This window comes from Alkalihalobacterium elongatum (assembly GCF_019024285.1).
GTDB lineage: Bacteria > Bacillota > Bacilli > Bacillales > Bacillaceae_F > Alkalihalobacterium > Alkalihalobacterium elongatum.
Genome location: NZ_WMKZ01000004.1, coordinates 235,558 through 252,334 on the forward strand (window position 1 = coordinate 235,558; position 16,777 = coordinate 252,334).

17 protein-coding genes are annotated in these 16,777 nt (G+C 37.5%); 5 read left to right on the top strand and 12 right to left on the bottom strand.

All coding sequences use genetic code 11. The features are described 5' to 3' along the window. Positions 1-185 precede the first annotated feature (185 nt). From GKP30_RS08320 to GKP30_RS08330, 3 genes are all read left to right on the top strand, one after another. Positions 186-818 (top strand): GNAT family N-acetyltransferase, encoded by a 633-nt coding sequence (locus tag GKP30_RS08320; protein ID WP_216828962.1) that lies wholly within the window; start codon positions 186-188, stop codon positions 816-818. An 85-nt stretch (positions 819-903) separates the two neighbouring features. Then, positions 904-1,551 (top strand): acetoin utilization AcuB family protein, encoded by a 648-nt coding sequence (locus tag GKP30_RS08325; protein ID WP_216828963.1) that lies wholly within the window; start codon positions 904-906, stop codon positions 1,549-1,551. Further along, positions 1,548-2,720 carry an acetoin utilization protein AcuC gene (locus GKP30_RS08330; RefSeq protein ID WP_216828964.1) on the top strand — a complete coding sequence of 391 codons (1,173 nt, stop codon included), beginning with the start codon at positions 1,548-1,550 and terminating at the stop codon, positions 2,718-2,720. Before GKP30_RS08325 ends, GKP30_RS08330 begins: the two co-directional genes overlap by 4 nt. Before the next feature lie 380 nt (positions 2,721-3,100). Here GKP30_RS08330 and GKP30_RS08335 read toward each other — a convergent pair whose 3' ends face one another. The 5 genes from GKP30_RS08335 to GKP30_RS08355 all read right to left on the bottom strand — a co-directional run bounded on the left by GKP30_RS08335 (position 3,101) and on the right by GKP30_RS08355 (position 8,026). After that, the gene (locus tag GKP30_RS08335; protein ID WP_216828965.1) at positions 3,101-3,796 is read right to left on the bottom strand and encodes a 5'-methylthioadenosine/adenosylhomocysteine nucleosidase; all 696 of its coding nucleotides are present in this window, start codon (positions 3,794-3,796) and stop codon (positions 3,101-3,103) included. A 159-nt stretch (positions 3,797-3,955) separates the two neighbouring features. After that, entirely contained in the window at positions 3,956-4,705 is a 750-nt protein-coding gene (motS, locus tag GKP30_RS08340; protein ID WP_216828966.1) for a flagellar motor protein MotS, read from the bottom strand. Beyond that, positions 4,692-5,501 (bottom strand): flagellar motor protein MotP, encoded by an 810-nt coding sequence (motP, locus tag GKP30_RS08345; protein ID WP_216828967.1) that lies wholly within the window; start codon positions 5,499-5,501, stop codon positions 4,692-4,694. Before motP ends, motS begins: the two co-directional genes overlap by 14 nt. A 49-nt stretch (positions 5,502-5,550) precedes the next feature. Next, complete coding sequence (ccpA, locus tag GKP30_RS08350) at positions 5,551-6,561, bottom strand: catabolite control protein A (RefSeq protein WP_216828968.1); 1,011 nt, start codon at positions 6,559-6,561, stop codon at positions 5,551-5,553. 388 nt (positions 6,562-6,949) lie between these two features. Next, positions 6,950-8,026 (bottom strand): bifunctional 3-deoxy-7-phosphoheptulonate synthase/chorismate mutase, encoded by a 1,077-nt coding sequence (locus GKP30_RS08355; protein ID WP_216828969.1) that lies wholly within the window; start codon positions 8,024-8,026, stop codon positions 6,950-6,952. Between the two features lie 215 nt (positions 8,027-8,241). Between GKP30_RS08355 and GKP30_RS08360 the strand changes: the two genes are divergently transcribed. Beyond that, entirely contained in the window at positions 8,242-10,413 is a 2,172-nt protein-coding gene (locus GKP30_RS08360) for a cell division protein FtsA (protein ID WP_216828970.1), read from the top strand. 81 nt (positions 10,414-10,494) lie between these two features. Here GKP30_RS08360 and ytxJ read toward each other — a convergent pair whose 3' ends face one another. The 3 genes from ytxJ to GKP30_RS08375 are packed head-to-tail and all read right to left on the bottom strand — an operon-like array spanning position 10,495 to position 11,758. Next, positions 10,495-10,821, bottom strand: a complete 327-nt coding sequence (gene ytxJ, locus GKP30_RS08365) for a bacillithiol system redox-active protein YtxJ (RefSeq protein WP_216828971.1) — start codon at positions 10,819-10,821, stop codon at positions 10,495-10,497. Between the two features lie 13 nt (positions 10,822-10,834). Beyond that, positions 10,835-11,308, bottom strand: coding sequence for a YtxH domain-containing protein (locus tag GKP30_RS08370; protein ID WP_216828972.1), 474 nt, complete (start codon positions 11,306-11,308; stop codon positions 10,835-10,837). 15 nt (positions 11,309-11,323) lie between these two features. Further along, on the bottom strand, positions 11,324-11,758 hold the full coding sequence (locus tag GKP30_RS08375; RefSeq protein ID WP_216828973.1) for a DUF948 domain-containing protein: 435 nt from the start codon (positions 11,756-11,758) through the stop codon (positions 11,324-11,326). Positions 11,759-11,967: 209 nt separating this feature from the next. Between GKP30_RS08375 and GKP30_RS08380 the strand changes: the two genes are divergently transcribed. After that, the gene (locus tag GKP30_RS08380) at positions 11,968-13,083 is read left to right on the top strand and encodes an aminopeptidase (protein ID WP_216828974.1); all 1,116 of its coding nucleotides are present in this window, start codon (positions 11,968-11,970) and stop codon (positions 13,081-13,083) included. Positions 13,084-13,562: 479 nt separating this feature from the next. On the opposite strand, the gene murC is transcribed toward GKP30_RS08380, so the two are convergent. The 4 genes from murC to GKP30_RS08395 form a co-directional block, all read right to left on the bottom strand. Further along, entirely contained in the window at positions 13,563-14,861 is a 1,299-nt protein-coding gene (gene murC, locus GKP30_RS08385) for a UDP-N-acetylmuramate--L-alanine ligase (RefSeq protein WP_216828975.1), read from the bottom strand. A 323-nt stretch (positions 14,862-15,184) separates the two neighbouring features. After that, positions 15,185-16,282, bottom strand: coding sequence for a nicotinate phosphoribosyltransferase (locus tag GKP30_RS08390; protein WP_216828976.1), 1,098 nt, complete (start codon positions 16,280-16,282; stop codon positions 15,185-15,187). Positions 16,283-16,449: 167 nt separating this feature from the next. Continuing rightward, positions 16,450-16,581 carry a hypothetical protein gene (locus GKP30_RS23740; protein WP_268884675.1) on the bottom strand — a complete coding sequence of 44 codons (132 nt, stop codon included), beginning with the start codon at positions 16,579-16,581 and terminating at the stop codon, positions 16,450-16,452. Next, positions 16,578-16,777 (bottom strand): hypothetical protein (locus tag GKP30_RS08395; RefSeq protein ID WP_216828977.1); only part of this gene is annotated, 200 nt, incomplete at its 5' end. The genes GKP30_RS23740 and GKP30_RS08395, both read right to left, overlap by 4 nt.

Below are 16,777 nucleotides of genomic sequence, written 5' to 3' on the forward strand. Positions count from 1 at the left end.
TAGAATATTTCTTCAATTCTTATTTGGAAGTTTTGGAATTTTATCATATTACCCAATAGAATTAATTGTTTTAACTTTTTGTGTCAATTGCTGTATGCAACGTATTTGTAATATGATTCATGTATAATGATGTTGAAGTTATGGAAAGTATAACTTTCTAAGTTTTTTTAAAGGTGGTTACCACATTGAACCATGTAAAAACATATTATCGAACTGAAATACCGTTTGAAGATCGAACGATTGTGATTGAAGGTCCGATAAAAGGATCAGAACTTGAAAAGTTAGATTATCATCCAGGATTAACTGCTTTTAGACCACCAGAACAACAAAAAAAAGCCATAATCGGCATTGCTGATTTACCCGAGGGCAGAATTAATATTGCTCGAGATGGCAATCAAATCATTGGGTATGTAACATTTGTTTACCCTGACCCACTCGAACGTTGGTCTGAAGCAAACATGGAAAATCTCATTGAATTAGGTGCTATTGAAGTTGCCCGAGAATACCGTGGCATACAAATAGGTAAAAACTTATTGCGATTATCTGTAATGGATGACGCAATGGAAGATTATATTATTATTACTACCGAATACTACTGGCATTGGGATTTAAAAGGTAGTGGCTTATCCGTTTGGGATTACCGTAAAGTGATGGAAAAAATGATGAATGCTGGTGGTCTCGTATGGTATGCAACTGATGATCCTGAAATTAGTTCACATCCTGCTAACTGTCTAATGGTTCGAATCGGTAGTCGAGTTGATACCGAATCAATAGAAAAATTTGACCGTTTACGCTTTAAAAATCGCTTTATGTATTAAAAGTCTTGGCTGTTACAATAAACATTGTTACTTTTGACTGTTTATATATAGAAATCATTGTTTGAATGAAAGGGTGCTTTGCGAAATGATAGTAGAAGAAATAATGAGTACTGACATTACAACCTTAAAGGCTACAGCAACTATTCAAGATGCCATTGAAATAATGAATAAAAATCGAATTCGCCATATTCCTATTGTAGATGATGACATGCATATCTTAGGTATTGTTACTAATCGCGACATCCGTGATGCAAGTCCTTCTATCTTCCATGCAGATGAACATAAAGAGGATTTCTTAAAACCTGTAACAGAAATTATGACAACTGAAGTTATTACTGCACAAAAACTTGATTTCGTTGCTGAAGTTTCTTCTATTTTTTATGAACATAATATCGGTTGTTTGCCGATTACTGAAGATGATAAGCTGGTCGGAATTATTACAGAAACGGATATCCTTCATACATTAGTAGAATTAATGGGAGCCCATCAACCTAGTTCACAGATCGATATTCGTGTAGAAAACATTACTGGGAAGCTTGCAGATTTAGCCTCTATTTTTAAAGAAAGAAAAGTAAATATTACAAGCGTCCTCGTTTATCCTTGTAATAATGACCCAAACTATAAAGTACTTACGTTTCGTGTACAAACGATGGATCCAAGGGGGATTATTGAAGCAATCGAAAAAGAAGGCTATAAAGTACTATGGCCGAACTTACCGGGTATTGACCTATGAGTAATGATGTAGCTTTTATTTATTCTAAAGATCAACTTAACTATAAATTTAGTAAAGATCACCCCTTCAACCATTTACGATTAAATCTTGTACACGACTTACTTAGTAAATTAAATGCTATTAATGACGGTCAAATTGTGAAACCACGAATGGCCACCGATGAAGAAATTGCACTTATTCACGACAAGTCATTTATTGATGCAGTTAGAGCAGCAGGTAAAGGTGAACTCAGTATTGGAATTGCTAACAATTACGGACTAGGTACAGAGGATACTCCAATGTTTGAAAACATGCACGAAGCCGCTTCTCTACTTGTTGGTGGAACACTTACTGCTGTTGATCTCGTTATGGAAAATAAAGTGAATCATGCGATCAACCTAGGCGGTGGTCTCCACCATGGTTTTCGTGGAAAAGCTTCTGGTTTTTGTATATATAATGACAGTTCAATCGCCATTGAATATATGAAACAAAAATATGGTGCAAGAGTTCTTTACGTTGATACCGATGCCCATCATGGTGATGGAGTCCAGTGGGCATTTTATGATGATCGTGATGTTTGCACCTTTTCCATTCACGAAACAGGACGTTATTTATTTCCTGGAACGGGACATGTAAGTGAAAAAGGTCAAGGCGAAGGTTATGGATTTTCAATTAATGTTCCATTAGACGCCTTTACCGAGGATGAATCATTTTTATCAGCCTATGAAACTACTTTTCGCGAAGTCATGGAATTCTTTAAACCAGATGTAATTCTTACTCAAAATGGTGCTGATGCTCACTACTATGATCCATTAACACATCTATGTTCAACCATTGAAACATACCGTTTCATACCAAAGTTAGCTCATGAATTAGCCCATAAATATTGTGATGGACGCTGGATTGCTGTTGGTGGAGGTGGCTATGATATCTGGCGAGTCGTGCCTAGAGCCTGGTCAATGGTTTGGTTAGAAATGACAAATCAGCTCGACTTAGCAAAAGGTCCACTCCCACAAGCATGGTTAGATGAATGGCAAGATAAAGCTCCTGTGCCGTTAGTTCCTACATGGGAGGACCCAGAAAACTTATACCCACCCATTCCAAGGAAGCCTGAAATTGTCGAGAAAAATCAAAAGACAGTCGAAAAAGCCCTATACCATATCCGCCGAGAAATGAAAACGCAATCATGATTGAAAGGTGGAAGCGACCGTTTAGCGGCGTATGGACTGGAGTCTCTCCGTATGAGATAAAGGATACACGGCGATCGTTAGTGAGCCGATGTTGACTTATCGTAAGGAGGAGAGCGAAGTACACTAGACGCTGGTCGCTGAAACTAGACAAGAAAGGCGGAAGGTGGCTGCTTATCGGCGACAAGCGCTGGAGGGCCAGCAATAGTCGCCTGCTCTTTGGACGCATTTGATCGACCGAAGCGACCTCGAGCAGATGGCACCTGCAGCTAGACAATTGAAAGGTGGAAGCGACTGGGTAGCGGCGTGTTTAAAAAAATAACAGGCGAGGCATATCCTCACCTGTTATTTTTTGATATTTCAATAAAGCCTTTAAATTGGCTTTATTCCATATGCTCTAACATTGCTTTTACAATAAAGTTAGATTGCTTAGCTGCTACTTGGACAAATTCATTAAAACTCATTTTTGCCTCTCCATTGGCTTTATCGGAGATAGAGCGGATAATCACATATGGTACTTCATTTAGCATCGCAGCTTGAGCAACAGCAGAGCCTTCCATTTCTACGCAAGCACCAGAAAACGTATCGTGAAGGTCTTGTACGACCTCCTGATTCGCTATAAACTGATCACCACTTAATACACGCCCTTTTACTACTTGAATGTTTAACTGTTTAGACGCTTTTGTTGCTAGTTCAATTAGTGAAGTATCTGCTGGAAAATCAGATGTATGTTCAAACATAGGGATTTCCCCACGTTTAAATCCTAAGGGACTTGCATCGATATCATGCTGAAGCGCACTCGTTGAAATAACGATATCACCAATATTTAAACTTGGATCTAATGCACCTGCTACGCCAGTAAAGATAATCTTTTCCGTTTGAAAATGGTCGATTAAGATTTGTGTTGTTAAAGCTGCATTTACTTTTCCAACACCCGATTTACAGAGGACAATTTTATGATTTTCCATCGTTCCCGTATAGAAAGTTATTCTAGCAACTTTCGTTTCTTTTTCAATATTCATTTCTTCTTTCATCAGTTCTATTTCTTCGTTCATTGCACCAATAATTCCAATTATCATATTTAAAAGCCTCCAACGTTTGATCATATTCAAATTACTGCTGTCTATTGTAAACTAAATCTCTTGGCTCTTTCTAGTGATTCAGTCTGGAATATGCTTATTATTTATTTGATTAGCAATTTTTATCAAATAAAAAAGTTGACTACAAAATGAGTCAACTTAAAAGGTAGCATCCGTATCATAGGTAGGATCAGATATGACAATGACGACACGACGATTGGTTTGTAAGTTTTCTACCGTGGTATTTGGTACGACGGGACGAGTATCTCCATAGCCTGTAGCAATAAAACGGTTAGGTTCAAGGTTATGGTTTTCAATAAGGTAGCGAATGACACTACTCGCTCGGGCACCAGACAGCTCCCAATTGGAAGGAAAACGATAAGTAGAAATTGGCCTGGAGTCTGTATGACCTTCAACCTTTACCATATTAGGAATGGCTACTAGTAAAGTTCCAACCTTATCTAGAAACGGCTCTGCACCTGGTAAGACATCTGCTTCCGCTGTTTCAAATAATGTTCGCTCCTGCAGGACTAGAACCACTCCTCGATCATCACGAGTAGCTGATATCAATTCAGTAAGCTCATTCGTTTCGAGAAATTCTTGAACTTCTTCTAATAGCTCGTCCATATTAACATCTTGCTCTTCGCCAAACTTTCCTTCATCAAACGGATCTTTTCTTTGTTCTCCTCTTTCCTCTTTTGGCGATTCGAAATCAATTGCTGAAGGAAGGAAATCAAGGACTTGTCTTTGTTGGAATGAGTCCGCTATGGCTCTAAACTTTTCAGCATCAACTACAGACATCGAGAATAATAGAATAAAGAATACTAGAATAAGAGTCATCAAGTCTGAAAAAGTGACCATCCATCTTGGTGCACCCTTCTCTTCTTGCCGTCTTCTACGATTCAACATTTAAACCACTCGTCTCTTCGTCAGCATTTAGCTTTTTACCTTTTGGAATAAATGCACTTAACTTTTCTTCTAAAATTTTCGGATTTTGACCAGACTGAACACCAATGACTCCTTCAACCACGATCTGTTTTACAAACACTTCTTCTTCTGTTTTATTTTCTAATTTAGCAGCAATTGGCAAAAACACAAGATTAGCTAGTACCGTACCGTATAACGTCGTTAATAGTGCTACTGCCATATTAGGGCCCAGAGTTGCGGGATCATTTAAGTTTTGTAGCATAAGAACCAGTCCGATCAGAGTACCAATCATCCCCCAAGCAGGAGCGTACTCTCCCATCTTTACAATGATAGCCCTTCCTTTTCGGTGTCTTTCTTCCATAGCGACTACTTCAGCCATCATAATATCTTTAATTACATCTGGCTCTATCCCGTCTACAGCAAGTAATACTCCCTTTTTTATAAAAGGATCCTCAACCTCTTCTAAGCCTACTTCTAACGCTAGTAAACCTTCCCGCCTAGCTTTACCAGATAGCTCAACAAAAGTATCTATTAATCCATTTAAATCACGGTCTTCATGGCGAAAAGCCTCTAGAAATACTTTCGGCAGAACCTTGATTTCTGCTATTGTAAAATTGATTACCGTAGCAGCTAGTGTTCCACCAAATACAATTAAAATTGAAGCGATTTGAATGAAAAATACAACTCCAGATGGACCAGAATTAGAGAAAATTGCTAATAATAGAACTGAAATTCCTACAAAAATACCTATAACCGTCAAAATATCAAACTTCTTCATAATCCTCTCCCTAAAGATGTCCACCTACCACTTGTATAAGTGTTTAGAGTTAACTTTCCTTTTTAACGGTAGAATTTCGAAACTCTATCCGATGTGGCAGGACGACAATATGGTCTGTGACTTCTTCTTTATTCATAAACTTAGTTAATAACCGCATCGAAACAGCTCCGATATCATACATAGGTTGTACTACTGTCGTTAAGGTTGGACGTACCATTGTTGCTAAACGAGTATTGTCAAAGCCGACAACTTCAAAATCTTTAGGTACATCGAATCCCTTATCTTGGGCACCGTGAATAATACCTAATGCCATTTCGTCAGTAGAAGCAAAAATAGCAGTAGGTTTTTCTTCCATCTCTATAAAGCTTTGCATCGCTTCAATCCCAGAATCATACGTATAATCCCCAATTTTAACCATGTCTTCATTAAATTCTAAACCTGCTTCTTCAATCGCTTGACGATAACCCGCAAACTTCTGGTAACCATTTACTGGATCTTCAAGAGGTCCAGATAACATACCAATGCTTTTATGACCTTCAGATAGTAAATGGTTAATCGCATCGTACACCGCTTGTTGATAATCAATAACAACAGACGGAATCGCTTTTTCAGCATCTAATGTCGCCGCTAATACAACTGGTACTGGGGAGTTTTTAAAGTGATCAGCATGCTCCTCTGTAATTTGTCCGCCCATAAAGACAATACCGTCCACTTGCTTCTCTAACAACGTATTAATAAGACGGATTTCCTTTTCTTTGTTTTGGTCTGAATTACAAAGAATAATATTATATTTATACATCGTTGCAATATCTTCAATACCGCGAGCTAACTCCGCAAAGAAGATACTTGAAATATCAGGGATAATTACACCTACTGTAGTTGTTTTTTTACTCGCTAACCCTCTAGCAACAGCATTGGGTCTGTAACCCAGTTGTTCGATTGCCTCCATTACTTTTTTTCGTGTTGCAGGTTTAACATTTGGGTTACCATTAACAACACGAGAAACGGTTGCCATTGATACTCCTGCTTCTCTTGCTACATCATAAATTGTTGTATTCACGATGATCCTCCTCTATATATTAAATAACCTTTGAGTAAAATTGGTTTAATTGTATTGTTATCATACGATACATTAAGGAGGTTCCGCAATTGGTTTACAGTACTTATATCGACAGTTTGATGAGTGTTTTTAAGTAGATTTGTTAATTTCCTTATTTTATGTAGAAATGTGTCGATGTAACTCCTTAATGTGCGTATACTATCCTATTTATTAGCAATTTCCTTAACACATATTTCCTATACTCATTTATTTAAGCAAAAAGAGACTGTCTCAATCATGAGTGTCCAGTCCCCCGACTTTCCTAAAATACCACTAATGCATCAAAACACTTTATTTTAGGGTCGAGGTGCCTGACTCTATTATGAGACAGCCCCTTACTATTTAGATATTAAAATTTGTATAAACCTGACTCTCTAAGGTTGCTCAAAAATTCGTTGAATTGTCCGATATCCATTTGTTGAGCAGAATCAGAAAGTGCTACTGCTGGGTCTGGATGGACTTCAGCCATTACCGCATCAGCTCCAATAGCTAAAGCAGCCTTTGCCGTTGGAAGTAGCAGATCTCTCCGTCCAGTAGAGTGAGTAACATCAACTAATACTGGTAAATGAGTTTCTTGTTTTAAAATTGGAACAGCTGAGATATCTAATGTATTACGTGTTGCTTTTTCGTAAGTACGGATACCACGCTCACATAGCATGATGTTACCATTTCCTTTAGAAATAATATATTCTGCAGCGTTGATGAATTCTTCGATCGTAGCAGAAAGTCCTCTTTTTAAAAGAACTGGCTTATTAACAGATCCAGCTGCTTTCAACAACTCAAAGTTGTGCATGTTACGTGCACCAATTTGGATAACATCAATATATTCTACTGCAACTTCGATATCTTCAGGTCGCACGATTTCACTGATAACAGCCATATCATATTCATCTGCAACGCGTTTTAAGATTTGTAAGCCTTCAAGTCCTAAGCCTTGGAAATCGTATGGAGATGTACGCGGTTTATATGCTCCACCACGTAATAATTTCATTCCTTGTGCTTTCATCGCCTTAGCAACTTCAGCAACCTGCTCGTAGCTTTCAACAGCACATGGTCCCATTACGAGACGTTGTTGTCCATCACCAACAAGTTCTCCTTTAATATTGATGATAGTATCTTCAGGATGTTTTTTACGAGAAACAAGTAGAGCTTTGCGATTATCATCTTCTTGAAGTTCCAATCCTGCTTTGAAAATTTGTTTAAATAAATGTTGTAATGTAGATGTTTCAAACGGTCCATTATTATTTTCAGCTATTAAATTAAGCATTTTTCGCTCACGAACTGGATCAAATCGATTTACACCTTGCTTATTTTTTACTTTACCGATTTCTTGAACTAAGCGGGCACGCTCATTAATTAGCTCTAATAGCTGTAAATTAACCTCATCTAACTTGTCTCTCAACATATCTAATTGCTCGTTACTCATCTCTCCCACTCCTTATTGTTTGTTTCAATGTTTTAAGAAATATGGTACATTTCTAATGATTAGGGATTATTATAAACGATATTTTACTATATGTCACGACTTTTTTCTTTATTGATTAAACGCTTTTAAGTACTAAAGTGAATTATGTTATTTTTACAAAATAACATAATAGTGATTTTATAGTTTATGAAATACTCATTAAGAAGGTGTTACTAATGAACACAAATATAGATACGCCTATTTTTGCACTAGATATTGGGACAAGATCAGTTGTTGGTCTTATTTTACACCAAAGAAAAGGTTGCTATGAAGTAATAGATATTATTTCAAAAGAACATAAAGACCGGGCAATGTTAGATGGTCAAATTCATAATGTTTTATCCGTATCAGAACTAATACTGGAAATTAAGTCTACCTTAGAAGAAAAACACGGGAAGTTAAAAAAAGTTTGTGTAGCCGCTGCTGGTAGATCCTTGAAAACGAAGCGAGCTAAAGTTGAATTGAACATTTCTGGCAAGAGTATTGTTAATCTAGAAGATGTCCTCCATCTAGAACTAAGTGCTGTACAACAAGCACAGTATAAACTTGCTAATGATTTTAATGATAAAGAAAGCTTTAATTACTACTGTGTAGGTTATTCTGTACTAGATTATCGTTTAGATGGAGAAAAAATAGGCAGCCTGCTCGATCAATCTGGACAAACGGCAACTGTTGAAGTGATTGCCACCTTTCTACCAAAAGTTGTCGTTGAGTCTTTAATTGCTGCCCTGCAACGCAGTCAGTTAGAATTAGAGGCTCTTACACTTGAACCAATTGCTGCTATTAATGTTCTTATCCCACAATCCATGCGTAGGTTAAATGTAGCTCTTGTTGATATCGGTGCAGGAACATCAGATATTGCTATAACAGATGAAGGGACAGTAACTGCATATGGAATGGTTCCATTTGCTGGGGATGAAGTAACCGAGGCTGTTAGCGATCATTTTCTCCTAGATTTTCCTGATGCAGAACTCGTTAAGAGGCAACTATCTGAAAGGGATGAAATTACTTTAACTGATATTTTAGGATTTGAAACAACGTATTCTAGAGATGCTGTTATTGAAGCTATCAAAGGGACGATCAAAGAGTTGGCCAACGCCATTACAACGCAAATTCTCGAGCTTAATGGAAAATCACCCAAGGCGGTTATGCTCGTTGGCGGAGGAAGCATGACGCCTCGCCTAAGCAAATATATCGCTCAAGCTTTACACCTTCCAGATAACCGAGTGGCTATTCGCGGAATTGACGCTATCAAAACATTAGCTTCGACTGAAGGGATTAAGGAAGGGCCTGAACTAGTGACTCCGATTGGAATCGCAATTGCAGCTAAAGAAAATCCTATCGAATACATTAGTATTTCTGTTAATGACCGAACGATTCGAGTATTTGACGTGAAAAAGTTAACTGTTGGTGATGGTTTGCTAGCTGCAGGGGTACAAATTTCAAAACTTTACGGAAAACCAGGCAGTGCGATGATGATCTATGTAAATGACCAGCTCGTTACTATTCCTGGCACTCATGGAGAACCACCAAAAATATTTAAAAACGGTCAACAAACTACTCTCGATGCTCTACTAGAAGCAAATGATTGTATTACGATTGAAAAAGGAAAAAATGGTGCTCCTGCTGTTGCAACTGTATCTGATATCGTTGAAGATATTCCTGCAGTCAACATCATCTTAAATGGTCAGGCTGTCTCCGTACCTGCACTCCTATTAAAAAACGGCAAACAAACAACAGGTTCAGAGTTACTTCAAGAAAGAGATGAGCTTCTAGTTCAGCAACCAAAAACAGTAAAGGATATTCTTACTTTTCTTCAGTTCACAAACGAAGTAGTTTCACTTACACCATTCTTCGTTTATGTAGACAATAGGAAAATTTTATTGTCACAAGGGCATTCGCTCACCTTGAATAATATTGAGGTAAACCTAGAGTCCACTATAAAAAATGGTGATAATTTGCATGTGAACCTAGTTGATAGACCTTTTCCTGCAGTTACAGACTTACGAAAAGAATTAAAGACTCCGACAGAACAGTCCATAACTGTCCAATATAACGGTACACCCGTTCAATTGATCAAACCATTTGTTGAAATTAAGCGTAACGGCAAGCCACTCGAAGGCCAAACGCCATTAATAAACGGCGAAAATTTAACTATGACAGTATTGAATACTGAACCATTTATCTTTCAAGATTTATTTCGGTTTGTAGATGTAAATATTTCACCACAACCTGATGAACGTATTTTAGTACTTAGGAACGATAAAGATGCCTCATTTAGTGAGCCAATATATAGCGGAGATAAGCTTGAAATACGGGTCGTGTCAGTGAAAACAGTCAACAACTAAAATTATTTCTTGACCCCGCTTTAGCAAAAGTCCTAAACAAAAAGTGCAACCATCTACTTGGTTGCACTTTTTGTTTGCCTATTAGATTTTACTCCATTCAGCATTTAATTTTGAAGCAGTTACGTTCCAGTGAGATGCATTCCAAACTACTTGACCATCAGAAAATAGGAGTGCTTGTGGCGATTCGTGCTTCACATCAAATTGTTCAGCAATATCGTTTGATAATGGTCTTGCTTCTTGAACGTTTAAGTAAAAGAAAGATTCATCTGGTTGCTCTTCTACAAATTTTGAAAATTCTTTATAAGCCTCATGACTAACAGGACATGTTGTACTGTTTTTTAATAAAATTAACTTTTTATGTTCTTTTAATAATGCTGTAAACTCTTCGGTAGTATTTACTTTCTGCATGACTAATTCTCCTTTATACCTGCTCTGCTGTCTCTTTACGCTTTTCTGATGCTTCTGTAATTGAATTGTGCAGATTTTCAACTTCTTCCTGAATGCTATCTTTTACATTTTCCGCACTATCTTCAAATTGATCCGTTACATCAGCTACTAAATCTTCTGCAGAGCTTTGAGCATCCTCTACATCCGTTTTAATATTTTTTGTAACTTCTTTTACTTTATCCACAACTTGAGAAGATTGCTCTGAAACTGTTCTTGCAAGGTGTGAAGACTTTTCTTTCGCAAGAGAAGCCCACTCATTTCCTCTTTCATACGCTGTATTCGTAAATTTAGTCGTTTTTTCTTTTGCTGCTTGAGCTTGGTCATTAATATTACTTCTAAGCTCTTTACCTGATTTTGGTGCTAAAAGTAGTGCTGCAGACGCACCTACAATTCCTCCAACTAATGAACCGATTAAAAAATCCTTAGTATTCATATCTCTGTCTCCCATATTAAATTCCTCCTTTTATGAATTAACATCGTTAGGATGGTGTTGCTTTTTTTCTTTCCACTTAGAATATAAATCAATAGCTGCATTGCCCCATTGAACGACTTGTGCAACTTGAGCGGATTGCTGTTCTGATTGTCTCGCTACAGTATTCGAAACTCTCTTTAAAGAGTCATTAACGGTTTGAACCGATTGACCCAAATCTTTAACAGAGTCAAACATCGTATTGAGAGATTGGGATTTATCATGTATATCATCTGCAAGACGGTTCGTCTTTTGAAGTAAGAATTCCGTCTCTCTTGTTACTCCTTGTAATTGCTTTTCTAGACTACTCACAGTATCTGCTACATTGTTTAATGTTTTAGTGGCTGACTTTAATGTTTGGACAAGATAAATAACTAAAATTAAAAATGCTAAAGCGACAACTGCTACACTTATGTATACGATCATCATTGTGTTGTACACCTCCCTACATAATGCTATTTACCCACTTAGAAGCTTTTTTAAACGGAGACTTGATAAGAATTTCTACAAACAATACAATTCTCCTGCATAAATTTTGAACTAGTACCATTTACTAATAATTGAACGACTGCTATTATATTAGCTATTAAACGTTTACAATATAAATATTAGAAATACATTTAGGAGGAATTGCAACGATGAGAGATCCAAGAATTACTACTTTAGCCAAAAATCTAATTAATTACTCAGTTCGTCTCCAAAAGGGCGAAAAGATATTAATAGAAAATTTCGGTCTTCAAAAAGAATTAGTGAATGCCCTCGTCCAAGAAGCTTATGCAGCAGGTGGTTTACCTTTTGTTACTATAAAAGATCATCAAGTAGATCGTGCCTTATTAATGAATGCTACAGAAGAACAGCAAGCCCTTACAGCTCAATTTGAGGCGAATGTAATGAAGGAAATGGATGCTTATATCGGCTTGCGTGCTGGAAATAATATTTCTGAATTAAGTGATGTTCCTTCTGAAAACATGGCCTTACATAGTAAAACAGTAGGAACAAAAGTTCATCGTGAAATTCGTGTACCGAAGACCAAGTGGTGTGTCCTGCGCTATCCTTCCTCATCAATGGCTCAATTAGCGAATATGAGTACGGAAAGCTTTGAAAATTTTTACTTTGATGTTTGTAACTTGGATTACGGAAAAATGGACAAAGCAATGGATGCGCTTGTAGAGTTAATGAACAACACCGATAAAGTTCAAATTAAAGGGCCTGGCACAGACCTAACCTTCTCGATTAAAGATATTCCTGCTGTAAAATGTGCAGGGCATATGAATATCCCTGATGGAGAAGTTTATACAGCACCAGTTAGAGACTCCATTAACGGTACAATCTCGTATAACGCGCCATCTCCATATCAAAGCTTTACTTTTGAAAATGTTCAATTTACATTTAAGGATGGAAAGATTATCGAAGCTACTTCAAACGACACAGAAAGAATTAACAAGATCCTTGATACTGATGAAGGCGCTCGTTACGTTGGTGAATTTGCGATCGGGGTTAACCCATATATTCAACATCCTATGAAGGATATTCTTTTCGATGAGAAAATTGATGGCAGCTTCCACTTTACTCCAGGACAATGTTATGATGATGCGTTTAACGATAATCACTCTGCTATCCATTGGGACCTTGTCATGATCCAGCGTCCTGAATATGGCGGTGGAGAAATTTATTTTGATGATGTACTTATTCGTAAAGACGGTCGCTTCGTAGTCCCTGAATTAGAAGCATTAAACCCAGAGAACTTGAAATAATTTTTAAAGTGCTTATGGTTATTGAGTTTGCTTAAATTTTAAAAGCGTATGGGAGGAAGCAACTCCCCTTACGCTTTTTTTGTTTCTGGGTAGTGACTGGGTACTCTTTGGAGTTTCTTTGACGGGGGGTTCTTTTGTTCCTTAATTCTTCGCCTAGTTTATTTCTTATGCTGAGCATAATTAGGTCGCTTTTGTTCCTCAATTACTCTAATTTTCCCCTCTTGTGGGGGCGATTCGGCGCTTTTGTTCCTATGTTCTCCTACTTTCTCCCTCTAGTGGGCACGAGTGGCCCTCTTTCGTTCTCTTATTTACCTAATTTTTTCCTTTCTCGGGCATGAATTAACCTCTTTCGTTCCCTGCTTAGTTTTATTCCCTTGGGCATTATTACCTCCAAGTGCTTCTATTTGCACTTTAATCTAAAAAAGCAGAAAGACGGTTCAACATCAACACCATCCTTCTGCTTTTTTTTATTTAAGAATTTATTTTAATACTTCTTCATAGGCTTTTTGGAATTTTTGGATGTCACCTGCACCCATAAATAACAAGACGCCATTATCGTGTTGCTTTAATTTCTCTACTTCATTCTCATCGATTACTTCACTATTTGGAATTAGATCCTTTAGATCATTAATCGTCAGGTTGCCTCTCTCTTCACGAGCTGAACCGAATATATCACATAAATAAACTTTATCTGCTTGATTTAGGCTATTAGCAAACTCACCTAAGAAAGCCTTAGTTCTTGTAAAAGTATGCGGTTGGAAAATGGCAACGATCTCTTTTTCCATGTACTTTTGTCGAGAAGCATCAATAGTTGCATAGATCTCGGTTGGATGATGTGCATAATCATCAATTAAAACTTGGTCTTTAAAAAATGTTTCGCTAAATCTTCGTTTAACACCTTGAAATGTAGCTAAGTGTTCACTGAGTACTTCAGCAGATACATTTTCATAGTGACATAATGCAATAACCGATAGAGCATTTAAAACATTATGCTTACCGTATCCTGGGATCGTAAATGTTCCGTAAAAATTATTTCTTACAAATACATCAAATGAAAGCCCTGATTCTGTCACTTGCAAATTTCGTCCTTGAAAATCATTATGTTCGCCAAAACCGTAAAATACAACAGGTACATTTGCTTGAATCTGTTGTAAATACTGATCATCTCCACAAGCAACAATGGCCTTGTTAACTTGCATTGCCATTTCCTGAAATGCCGTATAGACATCTTCTACATCTTTGAAATAATCTGGATGATCAAAATCAATATTCGTCATAATACAGTAATCAGGAGTATAGTTTAGAAAATGTCGTCGATACTCACATGCCTCGAATACAAAGTACTTACTATCTTGTGCACCTTTTCCTGTTCCATCACCGATTAAAAATGAAGTAGGCTGTGCTTCACCAAGAACATGGGCTAATAACCCTGTTGTTGAAGTCTTCCCGTGAGCACCAGTAACCGCAATATTGGTAAACTTTTTAATAAATTCACCTAAAAAGATAGGATATGGATAAACATCTAATCCCATTTCTCTTGCACGTTGAATTTCAACGTGGTCATCTTTATAAGCTGCTGAAGAAATAATCACTTGATTTTCTTCAATATTCTCTGCACTAAAAGGTAAAATTTTAATACCTTTTTCTTCTAAAGGTTTTTGCGTAAAGAACACTTTTTCTACATCTGAACCTTGTACAGTATAATTCATATCGTGCATGACTTGAGCCAATGCACTCATTCCCGACCCTTTAATTCCTACAAAATGGTAAACAGTCATTGACTGAACCTCCAAATAAATGATGATATCTTCTCCAAAAAAACACTATTACTACTTATGTATGAAAATTCCACTGAATTGGGGAATAAATATTTTCATTTAGGATACGCCATACAAAGATTTATTATAACAGAAACAACGAATTAGAAAAACTAGAAATGAGTGACCAACGCAAAAATAGGCCAAAGACCACAATTTCTACTTCCACCAGATAATATATGCCCAAAGTTTTAGAAAAGACCTGTCACTTTAGACAGGTCTTTGGAAATGTGAAAGTACTTGTACCACCCTACACGTAAGTGGTCATAAACTCGTTTACTACCCTATTCAACCAGCTCAAGGTTAGGGTTTTCTCGGTATCTTCTACCAGCTTTGGCTTCATCTTTCCCGTTCAAGATGACATTATCTCCAGTAAAGCCAATATTAATTTTTAATAAACTGCTACCTACTCCGTAAATGTCCACTGGGACTCCCAAATCTTCATATTCTGCAATTCGTTCGGCAGTAAAGCCACCTGTTGCAATGATTTTTACATGGTTAAATCCTTCCTCATCTAGTGACTTCCGAAGTGCAAAAATTAACTCTGGGTTCGCTCCACGCGGGTCAAAAGAGCCCATTACTTTAGGGTTGCGGCAAAAGTACTGATCAACCATTGTCCGCGAAGTGTCAACACGTACCCCTTTTAATTCCTCTCCAAATTCTCTAGCAACACGTAGTGAATCCGTTATTACATCATTGTTGTAATCGACAAGTGCCATTAAGTCATCTTCTGGAAACGTCTCTTTATAAGCTTGTGTCGCAGCAACAACGTCACCTTCAAAAAGTTGAATTAATGCATGAGGCATTGTCCCCATCCCTTTTTTACCCCACCATTCATGCATGGCATGTGTCGCTTGTGCTCTGGAACCACCAATATACGATGCATATCCATCACCAGCTTGCTGTGTAAAATGATCATCACGGTCTCCCATAAAGATCACTGGTTTTTGGTAACCAGATTTTCTAGCTGATTTAACGACATTATAGACGTTAGTGGCTACTGAAGTTCTTCTCGCGAAAATACCATCGATAATTCCCTCTAGGTAGCCAAAATTTTGATATGGACCTGTAATCGTTAATACCGTTTCAAATGGTTTAATTTTATCTCCATCTTTTAACGAATGAATTACGAGACTTTCGGGATCCTTTGCAAAGGTTTTAATTAAGGCTATAACTTCGTCCGTACCACAAAGGACAGCATTGGTTTTTTGAAAAAACTGCATTGTAACCGTATTGTTTGATTTATGTTTTTCAACGATTTCCCGAGTCTTTAAGAAGTATACTGCAGAAAACCAACCTTCCCTAACTCGTTCATCAAATTTGAAAGTTTTGTTTGTTAGTCGTTTTATTTTCCCTTGTAGTTTGAGTTCTATTTCTTTCATTTTGTTAATCTCCTTGGATCTTTTCCTGTAAAAAGCATTTGTTGATAAACTTCCCTAGTTTGAAGGATCTCATCCATACAGGACTGTATTTTATTATCTTTATAAAGTGGCAACTGCTAATATATATCTTATCGTTTACTCGCTCTCTATGGATAGGAGATCGGTTCTCACAGCCAACGTGTCCAAAACCAGGACACTAATGCTGGTCCTCCAGCGCTTGTCGCCGATAAGCAGGCACCTTCCGCTTTTCTTTGTCTAGCTGCAGGTGCCATCGGCTCGAGGTCGCTTCGGTCCATCATCGTGTCCAAAACCAGGACACTAATGCTGGTCCTCCAGCGCTTGTCGCCGATAAGCAGGCACCTTCCGCTTTTCTTTGTCTAGCTGCAGGTGCCATCGGCTCGAGGTCGCTTCGGTCCATCATCGTGTCCAAAACCAGGACACTAATGCTGGTCCTCCAGCGCTTGTCGCCGATAAGCAGGCACCTTCCGCTTTTCT

Excerpts from the sequence above, each read along its gene's own strand:
- GKP30_RS08325 (WP_216828963.1), top strand. The coding sequence starts at position 904 with ATGATAGTAGAAGAAATAATGAGTACTGACATTACAACCTTAAAGGCT.
- GKP30_RS08330 (WP_216828964.1), top strand. The coding sequence starts at position 1,548 with ATGAGTAATGATGTAGCTTTTATTTATTCTAAAGATCAACTTAACTAT.
- GKP30_RS08335 (WP_216828965.1), bottom strand. The coding sequence starts at position 3,796 with ATGATAATTGGAATTATTGGTGCAATGAACGAAGAAATAGAACTGATG.
- motS (WP_216828966.1), bottom strand. The coding sequence starts at position 4,705 with ATGTTGAATCGTAGAAGACGGCAAGAAGAGAAGGGTGCACCAAGATGG.
- motP (WP_216828967.1), bottom strand. The coding sequence starts at position 5,501 with ATGAAGAAGTTTGATATTTTGACGGTTATAGGTATTTTTGTAGGAATT.
- GKP30_RS08355 (WP_216828969.1), bottom strand. The coding sequence starts at position 8,026 with ATGAGTAACGAGCAATTAGATATGTTGAGAGACAAGTTAGATGAGGTT.
- GKP30_RS08360 (WP_216828970.1), top strand. The coding sequence starts at position 8,242 with ATGAACACAAATATAGATACGCCTATTTTTGCACTAGATATTGGGACA.
- ytxJ (WP_216828971.1), bottom strand. The coding sequence starts at position 10,821 with ATGCAGAAAGTAAATACTACCGAAGAGTTTACAGCATTATTAAAAGAA.
- GKP30_RS08370 (WP_216828972.1), bottom strand. The coding sequence starts at position 11,308 with ATGGGAGACAGAGATATGAATACTAAGGATTTTTTAATCGGTTCATTA.
- GKP30_RS08375 (WP_216828973.1), bottom strand. The coding sequence starts at position 11,758 with ATGATGATCGTATACATAAGTGTAGCAGTTGTCGCTTTAGCATTTTTA.
- GKP30_RS08380 (WP_216828974.1), top strand. The coding sequence starts at position 11,968 with ATGAGAGATCCAAGAATTACTACTTTAGCCAAAAATCTAATTAATTAC.
- murC (WP_216828975.1), bottom strand. The coding sequence starts at position 14,861 with ATGACTGTTTACCATTTTGTAGGAATTAAAGGGTCGGGAATGAGTGCA.
- GKP30_RS08390 (WP_216828976.1), bottom strand. The coding sequence starts at position 16,282 with ATGAAAGAAATAGAACTCAAACTACAAGGGAAAATAAAACGACTAACA.
- GKP30_RS23740 (WP_268884675.1), bottom strand. The coding sequence starts at position 16,581 with ATGATGGACCGAAGCGACCTCGAGCCGATGGCACCTGCAGCTAGACAA.